Origin of the sequence: Planococcus faecalis, assembly GCF_002009235.1 — a bacterium.
GTDB classification, from domain to species: Bacteria; Bacillota; Bacilli; order Bacillales_A; family Planococcaceae; genus Planococcus; species Planococcus kocurii.
This window is the reverse complement of sequence record NZ_CP019401.1, coordinates 2349416-2375509: the sequence shown is the minus strand read 5'-3', so window position 1 is coordinate 2375509 and position 26094 is coordinate 2349416. Positions and strand designations below refer to the sequence as shown.

The window sequence follows — 26094 nt, the reverse complement described above, 5'->3', positions numbered from 1 at the left end:
CGGCATGGGAGTAGCAAATTGGGGAATGATTTGGACGGCAATTATGCCGCTAGCCGTCATTCTCTATTATTTCTTTAGAAAAAAGTACAAAGACCAGCGCGTTTCTTCAACGTTATTTTGGCAAGAACGAATGAAAGAGCTGCAAGCATCGCCTTATTTAAAAAAATTGCAGCATCATTTATTGTTTTATCTTCAATTAGCAGCCCTTATGTTTTGTGTAGTGGCGTTAATCGAGCCTTTCAGCGAATCGGAAACATTAGCTGGTAATGATTTTATATTTATTGTCGATACGTCAGCAACGATGCTAGCTGGTTCTCCAACGCATTTTGAAAAGCAGCAGGTCCAAATGAAGAAATTGGCGTCACAAGCAGGAGGTAAGCCTGTGACAATTGTTACGACGGGTGTTAGCCCGGAAGTGGTCATTCGCAATGAGCAAAATGTTGAGCGAGTCGAAAAAGCAATTGACGAATTAGCGGTAAGTTACGAAAATGCCGAAATGGAGCAAACGATTTTATTTGCGGATACGCTCGCGACTAATGACTCAACGATTATTCATATTTTTACCGATTACTTGGATCGTGCCATCCTTGCCAATAAAACCGGACAAAGTTATCAAGTTCATGGATTTTCAGAAAAACTGACTAATGTAGCCATTCGCCAATTGGGTCTTTCAGAAACGGACAATGGGATAAGAGGTATAGTTCAAGTAGTTAATAATAGCGAAAAAACGATGAATGCTACTGTCCGTTTATCGTCTGGCAGTTTCGAGAAAGCAGTAGAAGTAAAAATCGAAGCGGCGGAAGAATTGCTCGTTCCGTTTGAAGCGTTGCCAAATCATAAGCTATGGCAAGCAGAACTAGAGGTATCGGATGATTATGCGGCGGATAACACAATGGCAACATATTTGGCCCCACCAGTTAACGCAATTGTCATTGACTCGGCTTTGCATGAATTAATCGCAAGTGGTTTTCGTTCACTCGCTTTAGATGTTAGTTTAGCCGAAGCCACTCAATTGCAGCCTGACGCTGGATTACCCATAGTTACGAATCAACGTGACTTACTAGAAGCAACAACACCCATTTTAATGTTTGGGCGAAATGATGAAAATCCGTTTGAAGTGACCGGACAAATTGAGACAAAGCCGCATTCGCTTTTCACATATGCCTCATTGGACGAAGTTTATGTTTCACAACTGTACCCGTCTTTTGAAAACTATGAAACCATCGCCACCATAGATGACCATCCGTTTATTCAAATTTCTCCAAAAGGAGATATTGTCGTGCTGACAGATATTCAATTGACCGACTGGCCACTTTCTCCTTCGTTCCCTTTGTTTTTATGGAGCGCCATGGAAAGTTTATCAGGCGATGCGGAATTTCTTGGTTTTTTCCAACCGAACGAACACCGATCTGTATCGTTAGCTTCACCAACCGGAGAATGGGAAATTTTTCGAGACGGTGCTTATCGCCATTCCTATATTGAAAGGAACGGGCCTTTTGCGGCACCTAATGAACCGGGTGTTTACCAAGTGGTGGGTGACGAAAAAGACATGACTATGATCGTACAGTTAACTTCTCAAGAAAAAGAGCTTTCTGCTGGGGCGTCTTATGCAATGGGGCAGGCGAAAGCAGCACAAGATACCGTCCGCTTTTCGTTTGTGCCATTTGTTATAGGAATTGTCTTACTGTTAGTGCTTCTGGAATGGGAGGTGTATCGTCGTGGAATTACAACTCGATAAACCCATCTGGCTGCTGTTACTCATTCCGGTACTGTTTTATTTTGGCTGGTTTGCACTCAAGCATTTTTCAGCTAGCTCTAAAGTGATAAAGGCTGTGTTTGTTTTAAGAACCGTGGCTGTCACCTTGTTGATAGTTGCTTTGGCAGCTCCTTCGTTATTCAGTCCTGTAAAAGAAGAACAAGTTATTTTTCTTATGGACCGTTCTGCGTCTCTTGAAGGAATGCAAACAGCAATGACCGTGGCAATTGAAGAAGCAGTAGAGGCCAAAAAAGATTATCAATCTATCGCGGTCTATACATTTGCAGAGGATTTCCAAAGCTTGTTGCCAATGACTAACGATCCACAACCTTTACCGGCAGAACTAACCATTGGAAACAGTAGCCACACCAATATCGCGCGAGCGTTAGAACTTGCTTCAAATAGTGGAGATACCAACTTAGCGACGCGACTTGTTATTTTAACGGATGGCAATGAAACACAATCGTCTGCTATTGAAAGTTTAAATCGACTTCAGTCTGAGCGCCTTCAAGTGGATATCTGGCCGGTCGAACAAATCGCTAAAAATGATCTGGCGATTAGTCGTTTTGAAACACCTCCACATGCATTTTTAGGTGAATCGCAAACGTTTACTGTAGCCATTGACTCAAGTACCGAATCAACAGCTAAACTTATTTTTTCTGCTAATGATAAAGAGGTGGATAAGAAAGAAATCAAAGTTGTTGAAGGTCAAAATGTCTATAGCTATTCGTATCCTGCCAATTCGGAAGGGCTTCAAAAGTATGAAGTCCGTTTAGAAACGGCGAAAGATGCGTACCTTGAAAACAATTCATTGTTTAGCATGACAGAAGTTTCTGGAAACCCAGAAGTGTTAGTCGTCAATGGCGGTGTTCCAAGCCCAATTCCACGTTTATTGGATACAAATAATTTAAGCGTAACGGAACTAACTGCGGATCAATTGCCGAGTAGTTTGTCTGCCATCCTTCGTTACGATTCGATTATTTTTGATAATGTCTCTGGAACGTCTGTAGGAGAACAACAAATGACAATTATTGAACAAGCGGTTCGTCAATTTGGTGTTGGATTTATGATGGTTGGTGGCGATCAAAGCTTTGGCTTAGGTGGCTATTTTAAAACGCCAATTGAACAGTTATTGCCAGTCGAAATGGAAGTCAAAGGCAAGCATGAATTGCCTTCACTGGGATTGATGATTGTTATGGATCGTTCGGGAAGTATGATGGGCATGAAAATGGAACTAGCGAAAGAAGCAGCTGCTCGTTCGGTTGAATTGTTGCGTCCCGATGATACATTAGGAGTTATCGCTTTTGATGACAAACCGTGGGAAATCTTACCGACAGCTAAAGTAGCAGATCCGGAAAATGCAGTAGATAAAATTTTAAGTATTACACCTGGTGGCGGAACTGAAATTTATCGTTCGTTGCAGCAAGCCTATATGGAACTAGAAGATTTAAAACTGCAGCGCAAACACATTATCCTGTTAACAGATGGACAATCGGCAACATCCAATGATTATGACGCGTTGATCGAGAATGGAAAAGACAATAATATTACCTTATCGACCGTCTCTATTGGACAAGATGCAGATCGAAACTTACTAGAGCAACTAGCTAATACAGGTAGCGGGCGATTTTACGACGTTACGGATGCCACGACAATTCCCGCTATTTTATCCCGTGAGACGATCATGATGTCACGAACATACATTGTGGATAAGCCATTTTATCCGGTGGTATACGACAGCAAATGGAATAATTTGTTTGCAGACGGTGTCCCGCAGTTGAATACCTATATTGCAACGACAGCGAAAAATACAGCAACGGTGGCACTCGAAAGTGAAGAACAAGATCCGGTACTCGCGAGTTGGAATTATGGCCTTGGAAAAACAGTTGCTTTTACATCCGGAAGCGGGGCCTGGAGCGGTGATTTTCAGAGCTGGTCGAAGTGGCCAGAGTTTTGGGATAAAACTGCAGCTGAATTACAGCCTAGTTTTGAAGAAATTCCTTTTTCAGTGGTACGAAAAGAACAAGGCGTTTACACAGTCGAGGATCCTACTCATAGCTCGGCAATTTTAACGGTTGCGGCAGTAGATGAGCAAGGCAACGAGATTCCGCTGCAGACGGAACCGGTAGCACCTGGAAAAGTAGACGTGAAAATCGATGCTGAACCCGGATTAGTATTTTTGAGCGTGAGTAACGAAACAGGAGCAGCCTATAAAACAGGCCTGACGATCCCTTATGGAGATGAATACCACCCGGCAGAGGCAAACATGTCTTTACTAACAACATTGGCCAAACGGACAGGTGGACAGGTTTTAGAGACATTAGATGTAGCTTTTCGAGATATGTCTTACAAGAGTGGTAGTATTCGGTCGATTCAGCTGATTGTCTTGTTTATCGCAATGGTCTTGTTTTTTGCGGATATCACGCTTCGTCGTTTCGGACTACCGACACCTCTAGTTAAGAAAAAAGCTACAAAAGAAAAAGATTCCTCGCCTATGGCAATTGATCAATTAATAAAAGCGAAAAGTAAAAAATAACACTTTTGTATTTTCCCATTAAACAACAGTAGCTCAGACCTTTTAGGTCTGAGCTACTGTTGTTTAACTCCGGCTTGTAGCCAAAAGTTGTTGTTTTCGCATCGACCAGGTGTTGGCGATAAAGAAACAGGTGATTAAAATGGCAGTTCCTAAAATATAAGGATAGCTCATATCGATATCAAAAAGAATACCTGCAAGTGCCGGACCAATCATATTGCCAAGACTCATATAGGCATTGTTCATACCGGCGGCAAAGCCTTGTTCATCACCCGCTAATTTTGAAATCAACGTATTGATCGCAGGTCGAAGTAGAGATGCTGCAGTGAAAAATACCGCTGATACTAAAAGAATAGCCCAGAAAGAACTAACGAACAGAATACCAATCATCCCAGCTGCAGATATGAGAAGGTTAACCAATATAACTTTCATCTCACCGAAACGCTTAAAGAGTTTGTCGATTACAAATGTCTGAACAATAACGCCGACAAACCCACCAACTGTGATTAACACAGCAATTTCTTTCGGTGTGAAACCAAATTTTTTATCAGCATATAAAGCAATGGTCGATTGAAAGTTAGATAAACCAAAAGCGAAGATGAACATCACCAATAACATGACGAAGTAAGGAGTATAAGTAGAACGCTTCATCTGTTGCAGCAAGTTTTCGGATTTTTTATCCGTTGCTTGAATCGTAGGAACCACATTGGGTAGCACAGCGAAGGAGATCAACGCCGCAATTAAGGCAACTGCAGTAGCGATATAAAACGGAAATTGAATACTAACTTCGGCCAAAAAACCACCAATCCCAGGACCAATCATAAAGCCAAGTGACATAGAAGCACCAAGCAGACCCATGCCTTTACCTCGTTCTTCGTATGTCGTGATATCTGCAACAAATGCCATCATCGGCGGAATCAGGAAGGCTGCTCCCAATCCACTAAAAAAACGAGCTACATAAAGCATCCATAACTCAGTAGATATACCGAATGCAAGTTGAGACAGTCCGAAGACAATCAAACCAAAAATAATTAGTTTTTTGCGACCGTATTTATCGGAAAGCTGACCTGAAAGAGGAGAGAATAAAAACTGTGCTAAAGCAAAAGTGGCGATTAATGTGCCGAGTGCTTGACCTGCTACACCAAATGTATCCAAATAAGCAGGCATAATGGGAATGATCAGTCCAATACCACTCATCGCAATGAACATATTAAACATCAGCACATAAAGCGCCGATTTATTTGATTGTACGGCCATAGAGGGACCTTCTTTCGTTATTATTTCGTGTTGCTAAATTTCAGTCTTTAGAATCTACATACTATACCTCAAAACGCAAAAAAAAAACAGGCAAACGTTCTGCCTGTCAATTTTCCATATCCATTTTGAATTCTAAAAACAACTCATTATAAGTGCCAAGCATTTCAAGTCCTAAGTTTTCGTAGACTTCTAGTCGCTCTCGAAGTTCTTCAGGTGGATAAAACCGTTTATCTTCTGTAACTTCTGGGTCCATCAAAGCAATCGCTTTTTCGTTTGGTGTAGAGTACCCGACATAATCTGCGTTTTGAGCAGCTACTTCAGGATCTAACATAAAGTTGATAAAAGCATGAGCACCTTCTACATTATCCGCAGTTTTAGGAATAATCATATTATCAAACCATAAGTTCGAGCCTTCTTCTGGGACAACGTAATCAATGTCTTCGTTAACCCACATGACGTCTGCAGCTTGGCCGGACCAAATAACAGCTACCGCTGCTTCTTCGCGTCGCATCATTTCAACAATTTCATCGCCAATAATGGCTTTAACGTTGGGACCCATTGTTTTCAACTTGTCTGTCGCTTCTCGCAATTCATCCATATCGGTTGAATTTAACGAATAGCCGAGACTGTTTAACCCCAAACCAATCACTTCACGGGCGCTATCAACTAGGATGACTTCTTGTTCAAGTGACGGATCCCACAAGTCGTTCCAGCTTTCAAACGTCTGTCCGTCTAGTAAGGTAGGGTTAAAGGCTATACCGACAGTCCCCCAAAAATAAGGAATAGAATATTCATTGCCTGGATCAAAAGGCAAATCAAGAAAATAAGGATCAATATTTTTCAAGTTCGGAATCAGCGCATGGTCAATCGGTTGTAGTAATTTGTTTTCCTTCATTTTTTCAATCGCATATTCAGAAGGCATCGCGACATCATAAGTGGTTCCGCCTTGCTCAATTTTTGTCATCATTGATTCGTTTGAATCGAATGTTTCATAAACTACAGAGATATTGGTTTCTTCTTCGAATTGCTTAATTAGTTCAGGATCAATATATTCGCCCCAGTTGTAGACTGAAATGGTACCACCGCCTGAAGTTGCTGAACTTTTTTCCAATACATTGACGGTATACAACAGTATAGTCGAAATGACAACAATCGCGATTGCGACTCTCACAAGTTCTTTCATAGTTTGGCGCCTCCAGTCCCAGGAGATTGTCCCGCACGTTGATTAAAGAAGTAATAGCCGAGAACCAAGCCAAGTGTTACAACAAATATTAATGCGGAAAGCGCATTGATGGTTAACGTGATTCCCGCTCGTGCCATTGAATAGATTTCGATGGATAAAGTCGAGAAACCGTTTCCTGTGACGAAAAAAGTTACCGCAAAATCGTCTAACGAATAAGTTAATGCTAGGAAAAATCCAGCGAAAATACCCGGCTTAATATAAGGGATAATTACGCGCGTCAAAATATCACGTTTCGATGCGCCAAGATCTGTTGCAGCATCGATCAATGACCGGCTCATTTCCTGAAGTTTTGGCAAAACCATAATCACCACAATTGGAATACTAAAAGCAATGTGTGAAATTAAGACAGATGCAAAACCGAGTTTGACACCAACCAACGTGAACAAGATTAGAAACGATGCGCCAATAATGACGTCTGGACTGACAATCAAAATGGTGTTTAAGGACAAAACAGCTTTGCGCGTTTTGCGATTTCGTAAAAATACGATACCAATAGCACCTAAAACACCGATTGCTGTTGAAATAAGTGAAGACAATAAGGCAATAATTACCGTATTCATCAAAATAATGAGTAATCTTGTGTCATTAAAGACCGCACCGTAATGCTCCCAAGTAAATCCTTCAAAACTCGACATTGTGCCACCACTATTAAAAGAATAAAAGATCAAGTAGAAAATAGGCGCATAGAGAATGGCAAAGACCAGCACCAAATAGACTTTTGCCGTTTTACTTAGTTTTGCCATTATACGAGCCTCCTTTTTCTTTCTGACCTGTCAGCATCATAATGATGATCATAAACAAGATTAAAAACACTGCAATGGTTGAACCCATTCCCCAGTTTTGTGTCACAAGGAATTGTTGTTCAATGGCTGTCCCTAGCGTAATCACTTTGTTTCCAGCAATTAATCGCGTAATAACAAAAAGGGAAAGGGCAGGGATGAAAACAGCTTGAATGCCTGACTTTACGCCGTTGATGGCTAATGGAAAAATAACACGTCTAAATGTTGTGAAAGCTGAAGCACCTAAGTCTCGGGAAGCATCAATCAATGCAGGGTTTATTTTATCTAGCGAGTTGAAAATTGGCAGCACCATAAACGGAATAAAAATATAAACGGAAACAAAGATAAAACTGAAATCAGTAAATAAGATTTGCCAGGGACCTGCCCCAAGCGTTTGGAGAAGCTTGTTAGCAGGTCCATACAATCCAAAAATACCGATAAAAGCATAAGCTTTTAGCAATAAATTAATCCACGAAGGAATAATGATGAGTAGTAGCCAGAGTTGTTTGTGCTTTGTTTTTGTTAGCCAGTAAGCCGTTGGATAAGCAATCACAATAGTGATTAACGTAATCAAAAACGCATACCAGAAAGAACTCAGCGTCATCCGCAGATAAACAGAAGAAAAGAAATTCTGATAATTTTCCAAAGTAAAAGCGCCAGTCAAATCCAAAAATGAAAAATAGAAGATTAACGCAATTGGCGCTATGACGAATAAGGCAATCCATAAATAATAAGGGACAAGGTAAAGCGGACGTGAGGGGTTATCTTTCATTGACTGAAGCTCCGTAGGACTCAAGACGTGCATCAAACGCTTCTTCCGATTCGTTTAGACGCATCACGTGAATAGCTTCTGGTGAAAAATCTAAGCCAATTTGAGAACCGACTTCTACTTTTTTCGTAGAATGCACAAGCCATTCATTGCCAACTTCATCGATGGTTGAAATTTCAAAATGAACCCCTCTAAATAGTTGCGTATCAACCGTAACCATCATTTTGCCTGTTCCACTTGGCGTGATTTCCAAATCTTCTGGACGGATGACGATTTCTACTTGCTCATTCGGATTGAGTCCAGCATCGACACATTCAAAAATTTTATTGGCAAATCGAACTTGGTAATCCGCAATCATTTCTCCACTGACGATATTCGATTCTCCAATAAAGTCCGCAACAAAACGATTGATAGGTTCATCGTATATGTCCATAGGGGTGCCACTTTGCTGAATTTTACCTGCATTCATAACGAAAATTTCATCCGACATGGCGAGCGCTTCTTCTTGATCATGTGTGACAAAGACAAAGGTTTTGCCTAAACGCTGCTGCAGTTCCCGCAATTCATACTGCATCTCAGTGCGTAATTTCAAATCCAAAGCAGACAGTGGCTCATCTAGCAAAATAACTTCGGGGTCATTGACGATAGCTCGTGCAATTGCCACACGTTGACGCTGACCACCAGACATCTCTGAAATTTCTCTTTTTTCATAGCCTTGTAAGTTAACAAAAGCGAGTGCTTCTCGTACACGTCTTTCAACTTCAGGACCTTTTACTTTCTTAATCCGCAAGCCAAACGCAATATTTTCAAAAACATTCAAGTGAGGAAACAGTGCGTAGTCTTGAAATACCGTATTCACTTGACGCTGATTAGCAGGTACCGTGTTCATTTTTTTGTCTTCAATATAAATATTGCCGCTAGTAGGTGTTGCAAATCCTGCAATTAAACGTAAGATGGTTGTTTTTCCACAACCAGAAGGTCCAAGCAATGTATAAAATTTTCCTTTTTCGAGTTCGAAGCTAACATTATTTAAAACATTGCCGGCTCCTTCGTAAGTTTGCGTCACATTTTCAAAGCGAATGATGGGTATTTCCGCCATAAGATCCCTCCTGAATTATAAATAAGATTGTGTTGTGACAATGATCATTTCTGAAACACCATCGCAATCATTGATAAGCTGATGATGATTAGAAGCTTCATAGTAAATTGAATCTCCAGCAGCTGCAGCGTACTGATGATCGCCAATCTGAAGCAGCACCTGTCCTTCAAGAACATAGATAAAGGTTTCTGCTGAAGATGGCTCAAACTCTTTAAAATGACCGTTTGCCTGAAGCGTTAAAAAGACAGGTTCTATTTCTTTTTCGTTGGATGTAGGAATGAGCCATTCCACTTCATAGCCCGCATCTTCATCAACATGTGCGATATGATCTGCGGTCGAATAGACGATTTTAACTTCGTGATCCTCCGTAAAAAATTCTTTTGGCGTGGTTCCTAACACTTCGAGTAAACTAAAAAACGTTTCGATAGAAGGGGAATTCATGTCCCGTTCTAATTGGGAGATAAAACCTTTACTCAAATCAGTCCTTTTTCCAAGCTCTTCTTGAGTTAATCCATTTTTTAATCGAAGGCGTTTGATTTTTGTGCCGATATCCACCAGAGTTCTCCTCGATTCTTTGTATATGAATATTTGCAGAAAGTTTAGTTAAAATATACTTTTAGTTTACTAATAGCATATATTCATTATACGGAATGACACTATTTTTTCAAGCCGAAAATTATTTTCAATAAAGGATTGTTATCTATTGCAATTCACTAGCAACTTTTACTATCATAGAGAAAGTGTGAAATAATAAATAAACGAGATAATAATGATATGATAGATAGCAGGGAGATAGCTGATTTTATTGGCAACCAATTTTAACATACATGGTGCTCCTGCATAGGTACGAAATCGCTAAGCCAATTAACTTAAAGCAAACATTTATAAGTGGAATTTTCAAGTGAATGCATATAAAAATATACAAACAGTTCGACCCAAACTCTAGGAGTGATCAATGTGAACGGAAAAATGAATTTCTTTCTTGACCCTAAAAACCGTGTCATTCAAAAATCTTCAATTATGAACTACAAACAAGACCAGCAAGGATTGTATCTAGTAGCCGACAAGCGATTTATCAACTGGATGGATGTCCATACGTATTGTCATACGTGTTTAGCAGCTTTGACTTTTGATGACGAATTTGATGCAAGTTATTGCGCGAGTTGCAACGAATGGCGAGAAGAACCATGTACAGATATTAGTTGCGAGTATTGTGAAAACCGTCCAAAACGCCCATTAGATCCCCGCCGATAAGCGGGTTTTTTTTATTGAAATAAGTTTATCAACTCACGTATACGGTATTAGCGAATGCGATAACTTTTTCGATTAGTTTGCAAAAATTTAACAAGCATTGATGTAGCTAGGATGATCTATGTTAAAATAAAGCCACTTGAACAGTTGGAGGATGGATATGAAAAAAGAATTTGTAGTCATTGGACTTGGCCGTTTTGGCGGTAGCATTGTAAGAGAATTGATTGAACAAGACGCAGATGTAATGGCAATTGATAAAGACTCAGAGCGAGTCGATGAATACGCTTCGATCGCAACGCAAGCTGTTGTGGCCGACACAACAGACGAGGCAGTGTTAAAATCGCTAGGTATCCGGAATTTTGAACATGTTATTGTGGCCATCGGTGAAAACATCCAGGCGAGTATTTTAACAACATTGATGTTAAAAGAAATTGGTGTAAAGAAAATTACGGTAAAGGCGCAAAATGACTATCACGCGAAAGTATTGAATAAAATCGGTGCTGATAAAGTGGTTCATCCCGAACGTGACATGGGCATTCGGATTGCGCATAATATTCTTTCTAACAACGTATTGGATTACTTGGAGCTATCGGATGAACATTCTATTATGGAGATCAAAGCAAATCATAAACTTGCAGGCTACACCTTGATCGGTCTCGATATTCGGGCGCGTTATGGCATCAATATTGTGGCCATTAAAAGAGGAGACGATATTATCGTTTCTCCGCAAGCAGACATGGAAATTGAACAAGAAGATATCTTAATCATCATCGGTTCTGATGCAGATATTAATCGTTTCGAGAAAAAAATGATGAATTAGTAGAAAGGCCTGTAAAAGAAAGTGATTCTTTTACGGGTCTTCATGCGTTTAGGAAGAATAAAAAAGGTGTGTGGGAAGTTACTCCCACACACCTTTTAAATGCCATTTTATTAAACTTCCATAATTACTGGCAAAATCATTGGACGACGTTTTGTTTTTTCATACAAATACGGTCCAAGAACATCAGAAATATCATTTTTCAATTCTGCCCAGTCCGTATTTTTGCTATGAATTTTTTTATTTAAGTGACGATTAAGCATTTGCTGAGCTTCGTAAATCATCGTACCTGACTCACGCATGTAAACAAATCCACGTGAAATAATATCAGGACCCGAAACCATTTTGTTCTTTTGCATATCCACACTTACAACAACGATAACTAAACCTTCTTCAGAAAGAACACGACGATCACGTAACACAATGTTGCCAATGTCACCGATTCCACTACCGTCGATATAAACATCACCGGAAGGAACACGCCCTGCAATAGAAGCTTCATCTTGACCTAAAGCAAGAACTTCACCATTTTCCATAATGAATGTGTTTTCTAATGGAACATCACATTCAACAGCTAAACCGGCATGTGTTTTTAACATACGATATTCACCATGAATTGGCATAAAGTATTTTGGTTTAATCAAACGAAGCATTAATTTGTTTTCAGGCTCTGAACCGTGACCAGACGTATGGATGTTGTTAAGCGATCCGTGAATAACGTCTGCACCGGCACGGAACAATAAATTGATTGTTCGATTGACGCTACTCGTATTGCCCGGAATTGGCGAAGATGAGAAGACAACCGTGTCATTTGGTTGAATTTGGATTTGACGGTGAGTCCCGTTGGCAATTCTTGAAAGAGCAGCCATCGGTTCGCCTTGTGAACCGGTACATAAAATAAGTACTTCGTTAGCAGGTAGACGGTTCAAGGTTTGTGTATCCACAAACGCATCTTCAGGCGCGTTAATATAACCAAGTTCGCGACCAATCGTCATAGCGTTATCCATACTACGGCCGAAAACAGCTATTTTGCGTCCTTGTGCAACGGCTTCATCTGTCACTTGTTGCAGACGATAAATGTTTGAAGCGAAAGTAGCAAAAATCAAGCGACCATCGACTTTTCTCATAATGTCTTTAATCGTTTCGCCGACTTTTCGTTCAGACATCGTGAAGTCAGGAACTTCAGCGTTGGTACTATCGGATAGAAGACAAAGAACACCTTCACTACCGATTTGAGCCATTTTCAATAAATTGGCAGGCTCTCCTACAGGCGTGAAATCAAATTTAAAATCACCTGTATGGACAATATTGCCGGGCGGTGTTTTTACAACTACACCAAATGCATCAGGAATACTGTGAGTTGTACGGAAAAAGCTAACGGCCGTCTTCCGGAACTTGATGACATCTTCTTCTTCGATTTCAGTCATTTTTGTTTGACGCAATAAACCGTGTTCTTCAAGCTTTTTACGTAATAAGCCCAATGCTAGTTTTCCGCCATATACAGGAATATTTATCTTTTTAAGTAAGTAAGGAATACCGCCGATATGATCTTCATGGCCGTGTGTAATGAAAAGACCTTTGATCTTATCGACGTTTTTTACTAAGTACGTGTAATCCGGAATAACGTAATCGATTCCGAGCAAATCGTCTTCCGGAAATTTAATGCCGGCATCAATTAGGATAATTTCATCCTGAAATTGAACACCATACGTATTTTTGCCGATTTCACCCAGTCCGCCGAGTGCAAAAACAGCTGTTTGATCATTTTTAACGAATTTCATCGTTATTCGACGCTCTCAACTTCGTAATTTTGACTAGCTTGTTCATACTCAAGGTGATTGCCTTCAAGTAATTGAACAAGTTCAATATTGTAGTCACGATCTTTTAAATGGTGTCGGACTTCGCGCTCGGATGCTGCTTCCACATAAAGGCTTTGTGTATTTTCACGAACAGGTACTTCAAAACGGTTTTCTTGGTAGTATACTTTAAAAATCATTGTTTGCTCTCCTTTTTCCACGCTCAAATAGATGCACTTCCTTTATATTATCATGACATTAGACTAAAATAAAGAATAGCCCTCCTTATTTATAAAGAAGGGCTAAAACGTTTATGCGATTTTCTTTTTATTCATGATGCCATTGAGCTGTCTGAGAAGTTTTCTTTTCAACCGTTTCAGCATGGCTAATCACTCCTTAACGCGATTATACTGCGTTTTCTGACAATTGTAAAGAAGCTGAACCTGTGTATTCAACGCTAATTATATTAAGAATGGAGATTCTAAAATGCCGAAATTATTATTGCTAGATATCGATGGAACTTTGTTGGATTCAAACAAAAAACTACCGGCTTCTGCGAAAGAAGCACTACAACAAGCAAGATTGAATGGACATGACTTAGCCATTGCCACTGGACGTGGACCATTTATGATTACTTCTATTCTAGAAGAACTAAAAATCGATACGTACATTACGTTCAACGGCCAGTACATTTCACATAACAACAAAGTGGTTCATAAGCAAGCAATCGAAGCTAAAATGCTAAATGAAATTCTTGTGTATGCAGAGCAACGCAATCATCCCGTTGTCTTTATGAACGAAGAGAAAATGGTATCTTCTATCGATTTCCATCCGGATATTGAAGAAAGTATACAGACGTTGAAAATACCGCATCCTGAAACAGAGAAAGATTTTCATTTGAATCACGAAGTCTACCAAGCACTGGTGTTCTGTGAAAAAGAAGAAGAACAGCAATACCACGATGCATTTAAAGAAGTGGACTTTGTCCGCTGGCACCGCGTCTCTTGTGATATTTCACCAAAAGGTGGTACTAAGGCAAGCGGAATTAAAAAGTTGATCCGCGCAACAGGTCACTCTATTGAAGACACAATCGCATTTGGTGATGGATTGAACGATTTAGACATGATGGATGTCGCCGGATATAGTGTCGCAATGGCAAATGGTCACGAAGAAACCAAAAAACGCGCATCCTATGTAACAGAACACGTAGACAACGACGGTCTAGCAAAAGCGTTCAAGCATTTAAAATTAATTTGACAAAGAAAAGCGAAAGCGCCTGTTCGAGCTAGGTGCTTGAGCATATAGAATAAAAAAGAGACGCGGCTTATTCAGCCGTGTCTCTTCCGATTGCAATCGCATTTTCAATTTCAGCGAAAGGATTTGTTGGATTGATGTGATCGAAGAACATGACTCCATTCAAATGATCAAGTTCATGCTGGAATGCAATAGCAGGTAACCCTGTCAAACGCATTTTGAATTCTTCACCATCTGGATTAAAAGCTTTAACAGTAATTCGCGCATATCTTGGAACATATCCAGGAACTGAACGATCAACGGACAAACAACCTTCTCCAGCAGCTAAATAAGCTTTTTCTATAGAGTGACTGACTATTTTAGGGTTAATGGCAACGAGACTAAGATCTTCTCCTGTACTCTCGTCAAAATGCAAAGCGAACATTCGTTTTGCTTCATTTATTTGAGGAGCTGCAATACCAACACCGGGACGCAAATCATATTTTTCAGCCAGTTCATCGTCTTGGCTGTCAACTACATATTCCATAAGGTCTTTACTCAACTGACGATCTTCCTGAGACAGTGGAAATTTCACTTCTTCAGAACGTTTTCTGAGTGTAGGATGACCTTCGCGTATTATATCTTTCATTCGTATCAACTGATTTCATCCTTTCAAATGTCTTGCTATGTATTTTATTATAACGCAATTTTTCTATTTTGAAAAAAGAAAAAGCTGCAGAGCGTAGTTGTATTTTCCATATGTGCATACTATAGTTAATTCATGGGAATTAAGGAGTGAACTAGATGAAAAAAACAGCCGTAGTGTTAAGTTTTTTCGCAATTTTTTTGTTAACTGCTTGTTCAGGTTCAGGAATTCGCGGAGATTTAGATCAAGTACTTAACGATACTTTCGATGCGGAAGAGGAGTACCGTGCAGTGCAAGACGATTTGGAAAAGCGGGAGAAAACAGAACAGCAATTGTTTGAAGAAATTATGGCATTGACACAAGAAGAGCAAGACCAAGTAGCTAAACAAGCACAAACTGCGCTTGATTCGGCAGACGAACGTCTAGAGTTCTTAAAAACTGAAAAAGAATCAATGCAGTCTGCAGAAGAAAATTTCACTGGCATTGATAAAGTGATCAAAGCTGCCGAAGAAGTAGCTGTAAAAGCAGACGTGGAAGCGCTGAAGACAAAAATGAAAGAACGCTTCACAGCTCATTCGGAGTTTACGAAAGCTTATGAAAAGTTGATAGAAAGACAAAAAGAATTGTATGAGATGTTGAAGAAGGAAGAAACTACGTTGCAACTGCTTCAAGAAAAAGCTGCGGAAGTAAATGAACAAAACGAACAAGTTCAACTGGCTGTTACAGCATTTAACGAAATAACCAAACAGGTCAATGAATTAAAAGATGCCACAATGAAAAAAATAGATGAAAGTGAGGAATAAGCGGCCTTTATGGTCGCTTTTTCTGTCCTATAAAAGACGTGTAAAAATGACTCTGTATTATAATACAGAGTATTAAACGAACTGATACAGTTCAAGAAAACGAAATTGTCATGCAATTATTATTACTTAAAAATGTCAGGTTCTCTATGATTGACCCACGTTTTGTCGTAACGTATACTAAGTAGGAATGCGAAATTGTATCATAACTTGTATGTAATTATTTTAATACAGATAAAAAGGAGAGTTGCTTTTATGGCTGCGAAAAAATCACAGCAGTTCGATCCAGTAGAGACGCTGAATGCAATCGAAGAAAAGTTTGAAATGGTTCAGATTTTAAATGAAGAAGGCGAAATCGTTAACAAAGAGGCTGACCCGAAACTTTCGGACGAAGACCTACAGGAATTGATGAGCCGGATGGTATATACACGAATTCTTGATCAGCGTTCAATTTCTTTGAACCGTCAAGGACGTCTTGGATTTTATGCTCCGACAGCAGGACAAGAAGCTTCACAACTAGCTTCTCATTTTGCCTTGTCAAAAGAAGATTTCATTTTGCCAGGTTACCGTGACGTTCCACAATTGATTTGGCATGGATGGCCACTTCATCAGGCATTCTTGTTTTCACGTGGACATTTCATGGGGAACCAAATGGCTGAAGGTTTGAATATCTTGCCTCCGCAAATCATCATTGGTGCTCAATTTATTCAAGCTACCGGTGTTGCTCTAGGTATGCAAAAACGTAAAAAAGAAGCTGTTGCAGTTACTTACACAGGTGATGGCGGTTCTTCTCAGGGAGATTTCTACGAAGGAATCAACTTTGCAGGCGCGTTCCGCGCACCGGCTATTTTCATTGTGCAAAATAACCAGTATGCGATTTCGACTCCTCGCGAACTTCAAACTTCAGCGAAAACGATTGCTCAAAAAGCAGTTGCAGCTGGAATTCCTGGTGTTCTTGTAGATGGTATGGATCCACTTGCAGTATACGCTGTAACGCGTGATGCTCGTGAACGCGCAATCAAAGGTGATGGACCAACATTAATCGAAACACTTTGCTACCGTTATGGACCACATACGATGGCGGGCGATGACCCTACGCGTTACCGTACATCAGATATTGATAGCGAATGGGAAAAGAAAGACCCTCTTATTCGTTTCCGTAAATATTTGGAAGCAAAAGGCATTTGGGATGAAGCAAAAGAAAATGAAGTAATCGATAAAGCTAAAGAAGAAATTAAAGCAGCAATCAAAAAAGCTGACGGTGCTCCAAAACAGAAAGTATCAGATCTTTTAGAGCTTATGTATGAAGATGTGCCGTTTAATGTTCAGGAACAGTTGGATATTTATAAAGCAAAGGAGTCGAAGTAAGCCATGGCACAATTAACAATGATCCAAGCAATTACCGACGCTCTGAAAACAGAGATGAAGAATGATGAAAACGTTCTTGTTTTCGGTGAAGATGTAGGAAATAACGGCGGTGTATTCCGCGCGACTGAAGGTCTACAAAAAGAATTCGGCGAAGACCGTGTTTTTGATACACCATTAGCTGAATCAGGTATTGGCGGTTTGGCTATTGGTTTAGCTTTGCAAGGATATCGTCCAGTTCCAGAAATTCAGTTTTTTGGATTTGTTTTTGAAGTAATGGATTCGATTAGCGGGCAAATGGCACGTATGCGTTTCCGCAGTGGTGGAAGCTTAACTTCTCCTGTAACAATCCGCTCACCATTTGGTGGCGGTGTCCATACACCTGAAATGCATGCTGATTCATTAGAAGGATTGATGGCAGCTCAACCAGGTCTAAAAGTGGTTATTCCGTCTACACCTTATGATGCTAAAGGATTGTTGATTTCAGCAATTCGTGATAACGATCCTGTTATTTTCTTAGAGCATATGAAACTATACCGTTCATTCCGTCAAGAAGTACCTGAAGAAGAATACACAATTCCTTTAGGTAAAGCTGATGTGAAACGTGAAGGGAAAGACTTAACGATTATCGCTTACGGCGCAATGGTACAAGAAAGTATCAAAGCTGCAGAAGAACTGGAAAAAGAAAATTATTCGGTTGAAGTGGTCGATCTTCGTACGATCCAACCGCTTGATATTGAAACAATCATCGCATCAGTTGAAAAAACAGGTCGTGCTATGGTCGTTCAAGAAGCTCAAAAACAAGCTGGAATTGCAGCGAGTGTTGTAGCTGAAATTACAGACCGTGCCATTCTTACCTTAGAAGCACCTGTTCTTCGTGTAACAGCACCAGATTCAATATTCCCATTCTCACAAGCGGAAGAAGTTTGGTTGCCAAATGCGAAAGATATTATCGAAACAGCGAAGAAAGTTTTAACTTTTTAAATTAGACAGAACCGAAAGGGTGATATACATGGCTTTTGAATTTCGTTTGCCGGATATCGGAGAAGGTATCCATGAAGGTGAAATCGTAAAATGGTTCGTAAAAGCGGGGGACACAATCGAAGAAGACGATATTCTTGTCGAAGTACAAAATGACAAGGCCGTTGTCGAAATTCCTTCACCTGTTTCAGGAACAGTTGAAGAAGTATTGGTGGCAGAAGGAACGGTTGCAGTAGTAGGCGATATTTTAGTTCGCATCGATGCACCGGACGCTGAAGAAATGAGTTTTAAAGGGAGTCACGGTGACAAAAAAGAAGTCGCTCCTGAAGTAAAAGAAGAAACAGAAGAACAAGTCCAAGCCGGTACAGCTGAATCTGGTGGAGATGTGGATAAAGCATCTGCTAAAGAAGAAGAACCGAAAAAACAAACAGGTGCTGGATCTCAACCACAGGCTGACTCAACAGAGGAGTCTGATCCGACTGCACGCGTAATTTCAATGCCGTCTGTTCGTAAATTTGCACGCGACAACGATGTTGATATTAAGCAAGTAACAGGATCTGGTAATAATGGACGAGTGTTAAAAGAAGACGTGGAAGCGTTTAAGAACGGCGATCAAAAAGCAGCAATCCCTGCAGCTTCTGAAGAAGTATCACAAGAAGTAACAGAAGAAAGCACTGATAAAGCAGCAGCTCCGAAAGCGGCAGTAGCTCCTGAAGGTGAATTCCCTGAAACGCGTGAGAAAATGTCAGGAATTCGTAAAGCAATCGCTAAAGCGATGGTTCATTCAAAACACACTGCTCCGCACGTAACGTTAATGGACGAAGTAGATGTGACAGAACTTGTAGCACATCGCAAAAAGTTCAAAGACATTGCAGCAGAAAAAGAAATCAAGTTAACGTATTTACCATATGTAGTAAAAGCGTTAGTCAGCACATTGCGTGAATTCCCAGCTTTAAACACATCGTTTGACGATGAAACAAGCGAAGTGATTCAGAAGCATTATTTCAATATCGGAATTGCTGCAGATACAGAAAAAGGGTTAATGGTTCCGGTTATTAAAAATGCAGACCGTAAATCAGTATTCGCTATTTCTGATGAAATCAATGGCTTAGCGACAAAAGCGCGTGATGGTAAATTATCAGCTGCTGAAATGAAAGGTGCATCATGCTCAATCACGAATATCGGTTCTGCTGGTGGACAATGGTTCACACCTGTTATTAATCATCCGGAAGTAGCGATTCTTGGAATTGGCCGAATCGCAGAGAAACCTGTAATTAAAAATGGTGAAATTGTAGCGGCACCTGTGTTAGCATTGTCATTGAGCTTTGATCATAGAATGATCGATGGTGCAACAGCACAGCACGCATTAAATCATATTAAACGTTTATTAAGTGAACCTGAATTACTATTAATGGAGGCGTAAAAATTATGGTAGTAGGAGATTTCCCAATCGAAACAGACACGCTCGTAATTGGCTCAGGCCCTGGCGGTTATGTTGCAGCAATCCGGGCAGCGCAAACTGGCCAAAAAGTAACAATCGTAGAGAAAGAATATATTGGTGGCGTTTGCTTGAACGTCGGCTGTATTCCTTCAAAAGCAATGATTTCTGTTGGGCACCGTTTTGAGGAAGCTCAGCATTCAGAAGACATGGGAATTATCGCAAAGGAAGTTTCACTTAACTTTGAAAAAGCGCAAGCGTTCAAAGATGGCGTCGTTAAGAAATTGACTGGCGGCGTGGAGTCTCTTCTGAAAGGCAATAAAGTTGAAATTTTACGCGGTGAAGCTTATTTTGTTGATGAAAACACTGTCCGCATTATGGATGACAATTCAGCACAAACGTATAAATTTAAAAATGCTATTATCGCAACTGGATCTCGTCCAGTCGAAATCCCGACTTTCAAATTTACAAAACGCGTAATTAATTCAACTGGCGCTTTGGCACTTACTGAGCTTCCGAAAAAACTTATCGTTATTGGCGGCGGATATATCGGTACAGAGCTGGGTACTGCATTTGCAAACATGGGTTCTGAAGTAACGATCCTTGAAGGCACACCGGATATCCTTGCTGGGTTTGAAAAACAAATGACAGCAATCGTCAAAAAAGGATTGAAGAAAAAAGGCGTTGAAGTTATCACTAAAGCATCTGCTAAAGGTGTAAAAGAAACTGATTCTGGCGTTACGGTATCGTATGAAGCGGGCGGAGAAGAAAAAACGCTTGAAGCAGATTATGTTCTTGTAACTGTTGGCCGTCGTCCAAATACAGACGAAATGGGTCTTGAAGAATTGAACTTGAATATGTCTGACCGTGGCTTGATCGAAGTCGACAAACAATGTCGTACAAACATCTCCAACATTTATGCAATCGGTGATGTAGTAGCTGGCCTTCAGTTAGCACACAAAGCTTCATACGAAGGTAAAGTAGCTGCAGAAGCAATTGCAGGAGAAAAGTCTGAAGTTGATTACATGGCTATTCCAGCGGTCTGCTTTACAGATCCGGAACTTGCAAGCGTTGGTTTGTCTGAAGAACAGGCAAAAGAAGAAGGATTCGAAGCTGCGGCTGCGAAATTCCCGTTCGCTGCAAACGGCCGTGCTCTTTCATTAAACGCAACTGAAGGATTCGTGAAGCTAGTTTCGCGTAAATCTGACGGTTTGCTGTTAGGTGCACAAATTGTTGGAGCTGGCGCATCAGACATGATCGCTGAGCTTGGTCTTGCTATCGAAGCTGGAATGACAGTAGAAGATATCGCGATGACGATTCATGCTCATCCAACACTTGCTGAAATCACTATGGAAGCTGCTGAAGTAGCTCTTGGAACACCAATTCACATTATTAAATAAATAGTAGAGAAGTCGCTTTTGCGGCTTCTTTTTTTTGGAGAAAAGCTATTTTTCATGGTAAGATTTGTATGACAAAGGAGTGTTTGGATTGATAAATAGAAAAGCAATGGTTTTGGTAACCGCCCTGTTATTACTAGCGGCATGTGGAAATGACGATGAAGCAGTTACAAATAAGGAAGAAAAGACAGTTGAAGAACAAGTTGCAACTGAAGGAAAAAAAGCCGGAAAAGATGAAGAAGTAATTGAAACAAAAGAAGAAGAAGTTGAAGAAGAACCAAAAGAAGGAGTAACGTCGGAACCACAATATCGCATTAATCCTGCTAATTGGTCAGTACAACCTATAGCAGATGCTGCTGAAAAAGTAGTATTAGTAACTATTGATGATGCGCCGGACAAGCATTCAATAGAAATGGCAGAAACGTTGAAAAGTAAAGAAATTCCAGCAATTTTCTTCGTCAATGGTCATTTTTTAGATACAGATGAGGAAAAGCAACAGTTAAAAGAAATCTACGATATGGGCTTTGTAATTGGAAATCATACATATAGCCACGAAAATTTAAAAAATCTTTCTGAGCAGCAGCAGCAACAAGAAATTTTGGAGATAAATAAAGTTGTTGAAGAAATTACTGGAGAAAAACCAAAGTTTTTCCGTGCTCCTTTTGGCTCTAATACTGACTTTAGCAAACAACTTGTCGAAGACCAACAGATGGTTCTCATGAACTGGACCTACGGCTACGACTGGGAAAAAGACTATCAAGACGCTGCGGCATTAACAGAAATTATGGTTAATACGGAGTATTTAAATAATGGTGCTAATTTATTGATGCACGATCGAGATTGGACTGCAGAGGCATTACCCGGAATTATCCGAGGACTACAAGATAAAGGATATGGCTTTGTGGACCCGAAAACAATCGAAGGTATGTAAAAAAACGATCCACAGGTATATTTCTGTGGATCGTTTTTTGGGGGGTTCATTATGTAAACTTATGCCTGTCGGAGCTGACCAGGCACTTTCACTTTTCGTTGTCTAGACTCCAGCAGCCAGATTCTCGGGACATAAGCCACTCTGGCTGTGTGGCTGAAAACACGCCACTTCGCCAGAGCGTCTTATGCCTGTCGAATCTACATGGCTGCTTACGCTTTTCGGTGTCCAGTTGCAAGTGCCTAGCTCCTCGGGACATAAGTCAACCCAGCTGCGTGGCAAAGAACGCCACACTGCTGGGCCGTCTTATGCCTGTCGGAGCTGACCAGGCACTTTCACTTTTCGTGTTACCTAATCGCTTGTTGTTCTTTTATAACCCGTAGCATTTGCAGTGTGTCGTCTTCTGGTCCTTGTACGGGTAACCCGGCAGCTACGTTCATATGGATATAGTTGATATTTTCTTGGGTGATGATTTCACCAGGAATGAAAATAGGGATACCGGGTGGGTAGACCATGATAAATTCAGCAGAAATGCGTCCGACTGCTTCATTGATTGAGATAACTTCTGTTGTTGCATAGAAAGCGTCACGTGGTGTCATTGCGAGTCTTGGAATGTCTGGCATCAATACGACAGGTTCGATGACTACGGCATCACTTTCTAAGGTCTCAGTCATACGTTGAAGTGCATTGATCAATAGATTTACTTCTTTGCGGCTATCGCCAATTGTGATGAGGCATAAAATATTATACAAATCGGAAAGTTCGATTTCAATATTAGCGTTTTCTCTCAGCCATTCCTCGGCCTGATGTCCAGTAATACCTAAATTCTTTACACTGATTAATAGTTTCGTCGGGTCCATATCAAAAGTGGCGGACGAATTTAGTAATTCTTTACCCACACAGTGTAAATGGGGGATTTTGTTGATGCGTTTGCGCGCATCTTGAGCTAGCCGAATCGTCCGATCAATCAAATCATAGCCATTGATTGCCAATTGACGGCGTGCAGTATCAAGAGACGCTAAAATTGGATAGGACGTCGACGTCGTCGTTAGCATAGAAAGCGTCGATTGTACGCGCTTCGGCGATACTAAACCTTCTCGTACATTTAGCACCGAACTTTGTGTCATAGATCCACCTAGTTTATGGACAGAAGTTGCTGCCATATCTGCTCCTGCTGCCATTGCGGAAATCGGCAATGACTTGTGGAAATGAATATGAACCCCATGTGCCTCATCGACCAAAACAGGGATATTCCGCGAATGTGCAATATCGACAATCCGTTTTAAGTCAGCGGCTATGCCGAAATAAGTCGGATTAATGACTAGTACGGCTTTAGTATCTGGATACTCAACTAATGCTTTTTCTACTGCTTCCGCCGAAATTCCATGAGAGATCCCAAGATCAGGATCTACTTCAGGATGAATGAAAATCGGGATAGCACCAGCGAAAACAATAGCTGACATGATAGATTTATGGACATTTCTTGGCACTAGAATTTTATCATTGGGACCAACGACACTAAGAATCATTGTCATAATTGCGCCACTTGTACCTTGTACAGAAAAGAATGTATAATCTGCTCCAAAAGCTTCAGCAGCTAGCTCTTGCGCTTTTTTGATGGCACCTTTTGGAGAATGTAAATCATCCAAAGGAGCGATGTTAATTAAATCGATAGAAAGAATGTTGTCGCCGACAAATTCTCTAAAAGCTGGATCTACACCTTGCCCTTTTTTGTGGCCAGGAATGTGAAACTGGATTGGGTGCCGGTTTCGATGCTTGAGAAGCGCATCAAATAACGGAGTTTCTAATTGAGACAATGATAAGCCCACCTCGCTAAATAAAATGAAAACAAAATGAATTATAGCATGATGTACTCACCTATAGTACAAATTAAAAGGATTTTCCGTAGTGAAAGCGAATACATGACCTATAGAGAGAAAAGGAGTGAGTTGATGGAATTCAAAACAAAAGTGACGGAACTATTAGGAATTCGTTACCCAATTATTCAAGGGGGATTGGCTTACTTAGCCTATGCGGAACTAGCTGCGGCAGTGTCAAATGCAGGAGGACTTGGTCAAATTACAGCAATGAGTTTGTCAACGCCTGAAGAATTGAGAACAGAGATTCAAAAAGTAAGACAATTGACGGACAAGCCTTTTGGTGTTAATTTTGCAATTGGCGATCACGGTCGTTCGTTTTCTCATATGTTGAATGTAGCGATTGAAGAAAGAGTGCCGGTTGTTTCGATGACCGGTGGCAATCCGACGCCAATATTCGAGCAACTAAAAGAGACCAACATTAAAAAGTTGGTATTGGTTGCTGCAAAAAGGCAAGCTCAAAAAGCAGAAAGTCTCGGTGCTGATGCTGTTATGGTCGTGGGTCAAGAAGGTGGCGGACACTTGGGGCGTGACGATATTGGGACAATGGTGCTAATTCCACAAGTGGTAGATGCTGTAAAGATTCCGGTTATCGCTTCAGGAGGAATTGGTGACGGACGGGGCTGGATGGCCGCTCTTGCATTAGGTGCTGAAGGAATTGAAATGGGCACACGCTTTATTGCCACAAAAGAATGCGTCCATGCCTCAGCAGCATATAAACAGCTGTTAATCAATAGTTCAGAGAACGATACAGTTATTATCAAACGCAGCATTGGTGCGCCTGCGCGAACGTTACGTAATAGTTGGACCGACAAAATTTTAGAGATTGAAAGTCACGCGCCCACTTATGAGGCTTTAAAAGAATACATTAGTGGTGAAGCCAACAAGCGTTTCATCTATAATGGAGAAACAGACCAAGGCTTTGGGTGGGCGGGACAAGTGACTGGATTGATCAAAGATGAGCCGACAGTTCAGGAACTGATTGACTCAATGGTCAAACAGGCTGAAGAAATCCGAGGCAAATGGTCAGTTACTAGATGAAATGAGGGATGAACAATGGATTATTCTTATCCATTTTCAATTGAATGGTCAACAGAAGAAATTATTGATGTTGTCGGTTTTTTTGAAGCAATTGAAATGGCCTATGAAAAAGGCATTACCCGACAAGACTTATTGACGCGCTATCGTCAGTTCAAGCAAGTAGTTCCTTCGATATCAGAAGAAAAAACCTATTTTCGTGAATTTGAAGAAGAAAGTGGGTATGTAGCCTTTCCGGTTATTAAAGAAATGAAAGCTGGAACAGGCGATGAAACCATCAAACTAAAAAACAAGTAATAAAAAAGAACCTGTAGCCTTAGCGGCTGACAGGTTCTTTTGCCGGTTGGAGTAAAGCTGTATAAACAGGCAGTAAAGCTTGGAAAGTTTCTTCTGTGAATTGAAAAAATTGTTCCTTATTTAAAGAAGCGGCCTGTTCTCTAGTTAAATGGCGGCCAATTACAAATTCGCCTTTTTTTACATTACGCAACCGAATTAGCAGTTTTTCAATACCTGCGTCACCTAATTCATATAAGGTATTGGACTGCGGTTTCATATGATCTCCTGAAGCGGTGAAATCGGTTGGCAACTGTTGCAATACATCAGAATGCAATAAATTTTGCGCCATTGCAGTTTTATTCGGAGCCTCATAAATAACCGCTAAAATAATGAATACGTGACTTTCCCACATACCAATTTGAAAATGAGGAACGGCTTTATAGCCTCTTTTAAAAGGTGCAAAGGCTACCCAACTATCATTTGGCGGATTTACAGTTCTTCGCATATGTTTAGCTACGTGAGGGAAAAATTCATTTCCGGTTTTTCTAGAGAAAAATGATGAAAATTCAATGCCAAGTTCTTCGAATTTTGGCCGGACAATATCAGTCAGTGCAGACATTCTAGCATCTAAGCCAGGAGTGTTAAAAACTTCAAAATCTTGTTCGTTCCAGTAAGGTTTCAAATAAATATCCTCCTCTAATTTAAGCAATCAGGTTTCATTTTAACGAAGTTTGGGAAAAAAGAATATAAATACGTTCCTGCCAATGGATTTCGTTAGAAAAAAATGTTATTATAAAGTTGCAACAAGATTAGTC

24 protein-coding genes are annotated in these 26094 nt (G+C 40.4%); 13 read left to right on the top strand and 11 right to left on the bottom strand.

What is annotated here, in order from left to right; genetic code table 11:
• The first annotated feature begins 4 nt into the window (after nucleotides 1–4).
• Nucleotides 5–1738: a vWA domain-containing protein gene (locus AJGP001_RS12020; protein ID WP_071153578.1), complete on the top strand. Its 1734-nt coding sequence runs from the start codon at nucleotides 5–7 to the stop codon at nucleotides 1736–1738.
• Complete coding sequence (locus AJGP001_RS12015) at nucleotides 1719–4292, top strand: VWA domain-containing protein (protein ID WP_078080583.1); 2574 nt, start codon at nucleotides 1719–1721, stop codon at nucleotides 4290–4292. The genes AJGP001_RS12020 and AJGP001_RS12015 overlap by 20 nt, the downstream gene beginning before the upstream one ends.
• 63 nt (nucleotides 4293–4355) lie before the next feature.
• Here AJGP001_RS12015 and AJGP001_RS12010 read toward each other — a convergent pair whose 3' ends face one another.
• The 6 genes from AJGP001_RS12010 to AJGP001_RS11985 form a co-directional block, all read right to left on the bottom strand.
• Nucleotides 4356–5546 carry an MFS transporter gene (locus AJGP001_RS12010; protein ID WP_071153579.1) on the bottom strand — a complete coding sequence of 397 codons (1191 nt, stop codon included), beginning with the start codon at nucleotides 5544–5546 and terminating at the stop codon, nucleotides 4356–4358.
• Nucleotides 5547–5652: 106 nt separating this feature from the next.
• Nucleotides 5653–6729 carry an ABC transporter substrate-binding protein gene (locus AJGP001_RS12005; RefSeq protein WP_071153580.1) on the bottom strand — a complete coding sequence of 359 codons (1077 nt, stop codon included), beginning with the start codon at nucleotides 6727–6729 and terminating at the stop codon, nucleotides 5653–5655.
• Nucleotides 6726–7532 carry an ABC transporter permease gene (locus AJGP001_RS12000; RefSeq protein ID WP_058384808.1) on the bottom strand — a complete coding sequence of 269 codons (807 nt, stop codon included), beginning with the start codon at nucleotides 7530–7532 and terminating at the stop codon, nucleotides 6726–6728. The genes AJGP001_RS12005 and AJGP001_RS12000 overlap by 4 nt, the downstream gene beginning before the upstream one ends.
• Nucleotides 7516–8340 (bottom strand): ABC transporter permease, encoded by an 825-nt coding sequence (locus tag AJGP001_RS11995; RefSeq protein WP_071153581.1) that lies wholly within the window; start codon nucleotides 8338–8340, stop codon nucleotides 7516–7518. The genes AJGP001_RS12000 and AJGP001_RS11995 overlap by 17 nt, the downstream gene beginning before the upstream one ends.
• Nucleotides 8330–9436 carry an ABC transporter ATP-binding protein gene (locus AJGP001_RS11990; RefSeq protein WP_071153582.1) on the bottom strand — a complete coding sequence of 369 codons (1107 nt, stop codon included), beginning with the start codon at nucleotides 9434–9436 and terminating at the stop codon, nucleotides 8330–8332. Before AJGP001_RS11990 ends, AJGP001_RS11995 begins: the two co-directional genes overlap by 11 nt.
• Nucleotides 9437–9451: 15 nt before the next feature.
• Nucleotides 9452–9991, bottom strand: a complete 540-nt coding sequence (locus AJGP001_RS11985; protein WP_058384811.1) for a helix-turn-helix domain-containing protein — start codon at nucleotides 9989–9991, stop codon at nucleotides 9452–9454.
• Nucleotides 9992–10393: 402 nt separating this feature from the next.
• Here AJGP001_RS11985 and AJGP001_RS11980 point away from each other — a divergent pair, with 402 nt between their 5' ends.
• Entirely contained in the window at nucleotides 10394–10690 is a 297-nt protein-coding gene (locus tag AJGP001_RS11980; RefSeq protein WP_058384812.1) for a hypothetical protein, read from the top strand.
• Nucleotides 10691–10847: 157 nt separating this feature from the next.
• Entirely contained in the window at nucleotides 10848–11507 is a 660-nt protein-coding gene (locus tag AJGP001_RS11975) for a potassium channel family protein (RefSeq protein ID WP_058384813.1), read from the top strand.
• Between the two features lie 110 nt (nucleotides 11508–11617).
• Here AJGP001_RS11975 and rnjA read toward each other — a convergent pair whose 3' ends face one another.
• Entirely contained in the window at nucleotides 11618–13285 is a 1668-nt protein-coding gene (gene rnjA / locus AJGP001_RS11970; RefSeq protein WP_058384814.1) for a ribonuclease J1, read from the bottom strand.
• 2 nt (nucleotides 13286–13287) lie between these two features.
• Nucleotides 13288–13500, bottom strand: coding sequence for a DNA-dependent RNA polymerase subunit epsilon (locus tag AJGP001_RS11965; protein ID WP_078080840.1), 213 nt, complete (start codon nucleotides 13498–13500; stop codon nucleotides 13288–13290).
• Between the two features lie 286 nt (nucleotides 13501–13786).
• Between AJGP001_RS11965 and AJGP001_RS11960 the strand changes: the two genes are divergently transcribed.
• Nucleotides 13787–14557 (top strand): Cof-type HAD-IIB family hydrolase, encoded by a 771-nt coding sequence (locus tag AJGP001_RS11960; RefSeq protein WP_078080582.1) that lies wholly within the window; start codon nucleotides 13787–13789, stop codon nucleotides 14555–14557.
• A gap of 67 nt (nucleotides 14558–14624) precedes the next feature.
• Here the strand turns inward: AJGP001_RS11960 and def are convergent, their stop codons facing one another.
• Nucleotides 14625–15191 (bottom strand): peptide deformylase, encoded by a 567-nt coding sequence (gene def / locus AJGP001_RS11955; RefSeq protein WP_078080581.1) that lies wholly within the window; start codon nucleotides 15189–15191, stop codon nucleotides 14625–14627.
• 146 nt (nucleotides 15192–15337) lie between these two features.
• On the opposite strand from def, the gene AJGP001_RS11950 reads away from it, so the two are divergent.
• The 6 genes from AJGP001_RS11950 to AJGP001_RS11925 all read left to right on the top strand — a co-directional run bounded on the left by AJGP001_RS11950 (nucleotide 15338) and on the right by AJGP001_RS11925 (nucleotide 22091).
• On the top strand, nucleotides 15338–15982 hold the full coding sequence (locus AJGP001_RS11950) for a YkyA family protein (RefSeq protein WP_071153587.1): 645 nt from the start codon (nucleotides 15338–15340) through the stop codon (nucleotides 15980–15982).
• 252 nt (nucleotides 15983–16234) lie between these two features.
• Nucleotides 16235–17347: a pyruvate dehydrogenase (acetyl-transferring) E1 component subunit alpha gene (gene pdhA / locus AJGP001_RS11945; protein WP_071153588.1), complete on the top strand. Its 1113-nt coding sequence runs from the start codon at nucleotides 16235–16237 to the stop codon at nucleotides 17345–17347.
• Between the two features lie 3 nt (nucleotides 17348–17350).
• Complete coding sequence (locus AJGP001_RS11940; protein WP_058384819.1) at nucleotides 17351–18328, top strand: alpha-ketoacid dehydrogenase subunit beta; 978 nt, start codon at nucleotides 17351–17353, stop codon at nucleotides 18326–18328.
• A 28-nt stretch (nucleotides 18329–18356) separates the two neighbouring features.
• Nucleotides 18357–19748 carry a dihydrolipoamide acetyltransferase family protein gene (locus AJGP001_RS11935; protein ID WP_071153589.1) on the top strand — a complete coding sequence of 464 codons (1392 nt, stop codon included), beginning with the start codon at nucleotides 18357–18359 and terminating at the stop codon, nucleotides 19746–19748.
• A 5-nt stretch (nucleotides 19749–19753) separates the two neighbouring features.
• Nucleotides 19754–21163 (top strand): dihydrolipoyl dehydrogenase, encoded by a 1410-nt coding sequence (gene lpdA, locus AJGP001_RS11930; RefSeq protein ID WP_058384821.1) that lies wholly within the window; start codon nucleotides 19754–19756, stop codon nucleotides 21161–21163.
• Nucleotides 21164–21251: 88 nt separating this feature from the next.
• Nucleotides 21252–22091, top strand: a complete 840-nt coding sequence (locus AJGP001_RS11925) for a polysaccharide deacetylase family protein (RefSeq protein ID WP_078080580.1) — start codon at nucleotides 21252–21254, stop codon at nucleotides 22089–22091.
• A gap of 344 nt (nucleotides 22092–22435) precedes the next feature.
• On the opposite strand, the gene AJGP001_RS11920 is transcribed toward AJGP001_RS11925, so the two are convergent.
• Complete coding sequence (locus AJGP001_RS11920; RefSeq protein ID WP_078080579.1) at nucleotides 22436–23905, bottom strand: aminotransferase class I/II-fold pyridoxal phosphate-dependent enzyme; 1470 nt, start codon at nucleotides 23903–23905, stop codon at nucleotides 22436–22438.
• A gap of 135 nt (nucleotides 23906–24040) precedes the next feature.
• Between AJGP001_RS11920 and AJGP001_RS11915 the strand changes: the two genes are divergently transcribed.
• Complete coding sequence (locus AJGP001_RS11915) at nucleotides 24041–25006, top strand: NAD(P)H-dependent flavin oxidoreductase (RefSeq protein ID WP_071153590.1); 966 nt, start codon at nucleotides 24041–24043, stop codon at nucleotides 25004–25006.
• Between the two features lie 15 nt (nucleotides 25007–25021).
• The gene (locus AJGP001_RS11910) at nucleotides 25022–25300 is read left to right on the top strand and encodes a UPF0223 family protein (protein ID WP_071153591.1); all 279 of its coding nucleotides are present in this window, start codon (nucleotides 25022–25024) and stop codon (nucleotides 25298–25300) included.
• 19 nt (nucleotides 25301–25319) lie between these two features.
• Here AJGP001_RS11910 and AJGP001_RS11905 read toward each other — a convergent pair whose 3' ends face one another.
• A complete protein-coding gene (locus AJGP001_RS11905) occupies nucleotides 25320–25961 on the bottom strand; it encodes a YktB family protein (RefSeq protein ID WP_071153592.1) in 642 nt (213 codons plus the stop codon).
• Nucleotides 25962–26094 lie beyond the last annotated feature (133 nt).

What these genes read in the sequence shown, in the direction of transcription:
- AJGP001_RS12020 (WP_071153578.1), top strand. Translation starts at nt 5, where the DNA reads ATGGGAGTAGCAAATTGGGGAATGATTTGGACGGCAATTATGCCGCTA.
- AJGP001_RS12010 (WP_071153579.1), bottom strand. Translation starts at nt 5,546, where the DNA reads ATGGCCGTACAATCAAATAAATCGGCGCTTTATGTGCTGATGTTTAAT.
- AJGP001_RS12005 (WP_071153580.1), bottom strand. Translation starts at nt 6,729, where the DNA reads ATGAAAGAACTTGTGAGAGTCGCAATCGCGATTGTTGTCATTTCGACT.
- AJGP001_RS12000 (WP_058384808.1), bottom strand. Translation starts at nt 7,532, where the DNA reads ATGGCAAAACTAAGTAAAACGGCAAAAGTCTATTTGGTGCTGGTCTTT.
- AJGP001_RS11995 (WP_071153581.1), bottom strand. Translation starts at nt 8,340, where the DNA reads ATGAAAGATAACCCCTCACGTCCGCTTTACCTTGTCCCTTATTATTTA.
- AJGP001_RS11990 (WP_071153582.1), bottom strand. Translation starts at nt 9,436, where the DNA reads ATGGCGGAAATACCCATCATTCGCTTTGAAAATGTGACGCAAACTTAC.
- AJGP001_RS11975 (WP_058384813.1), top strand. Translation starts at nt 10,848, where the DNA reads ATGAAAAAAGAATTTGTAGTCATTGGACTTGGCCGTTTTGGCGGTAGC.
- rnjA (WP_058384814.1), bottom strand. Translation starts at nt 13,285, where the DNA reads ATGAAATTCGTTAAAAATGATCAAACAGCTGTTTTTGCACTCGGCGGA.
- AJGP001_RS11965 (WP_078080840.1), bottom strand. Translation starts at nt 13,500, where the DNA reads ATGATTTTTAAAGTATACTACCAAGAAAACCGTTTTGAAGTACCTGTT.
- AJGP001_RS11960 (WP_078080582.1), top strand. Translation starts at nt 13,787, where the DNA reads ATGCCGAAATTATTATTGCTAGATATCGATGGAACTTTGTTGGATTCA.
- AJGP001_RS11950 (WP_071153587.1), top strand. Translation starts at nt 15,338, where the DNA reads ATGAAAAAAACAGCCGTAGTGTTAAGTTTTTTCGCAATTTTTTTGTTA.
- pdhA (WP_071153588.1), top strand. Translation starts at nt 16,235, where the DNA reads ATGGCTGCGAAAAAATCACAGCAGTTCGATCCAGTAGAGACGCTGAAT.
- AJGP001_RS11940 (WP_058384819.1), top strand. Translation starts at nt 17,351, where the DNA reads ATGGCACAATTAACAATGATCCAAGCAATTACCGACGCTCTGAAAACA.
- AJGP001_RS11935 (WP_071153589.1), top strand. Translation starts at nt 18,357, where the DNA reads ATGGCTTTTGAATTTCGTTTGCCGGATATCGGAGAAGGTATCCATGAA.
- lpdA (WP_058384821.1), top strand. Translation starts at nt 19,754, where the DNA reads ATGGTAGTAGGAGATTTCCCAATCGAAACAGACACGCTCGTAATTGGC.
- AJGP001_RS11915 (WP_071153590.1), top strand. Translation starts at nt 24,041, where the DNA reads ATGGAATTCAAAACAAAAGTGACGGAACTATTAGGAATTCGTTACCCA.
- AJGP001_RS11910 (WP_071153591.1), top strand. Translation starts at nt 25,022, where the DNA reads ATGGATTATTCTTATCCATTTTCAATTGAATGGTCAACAGAAGAAATT.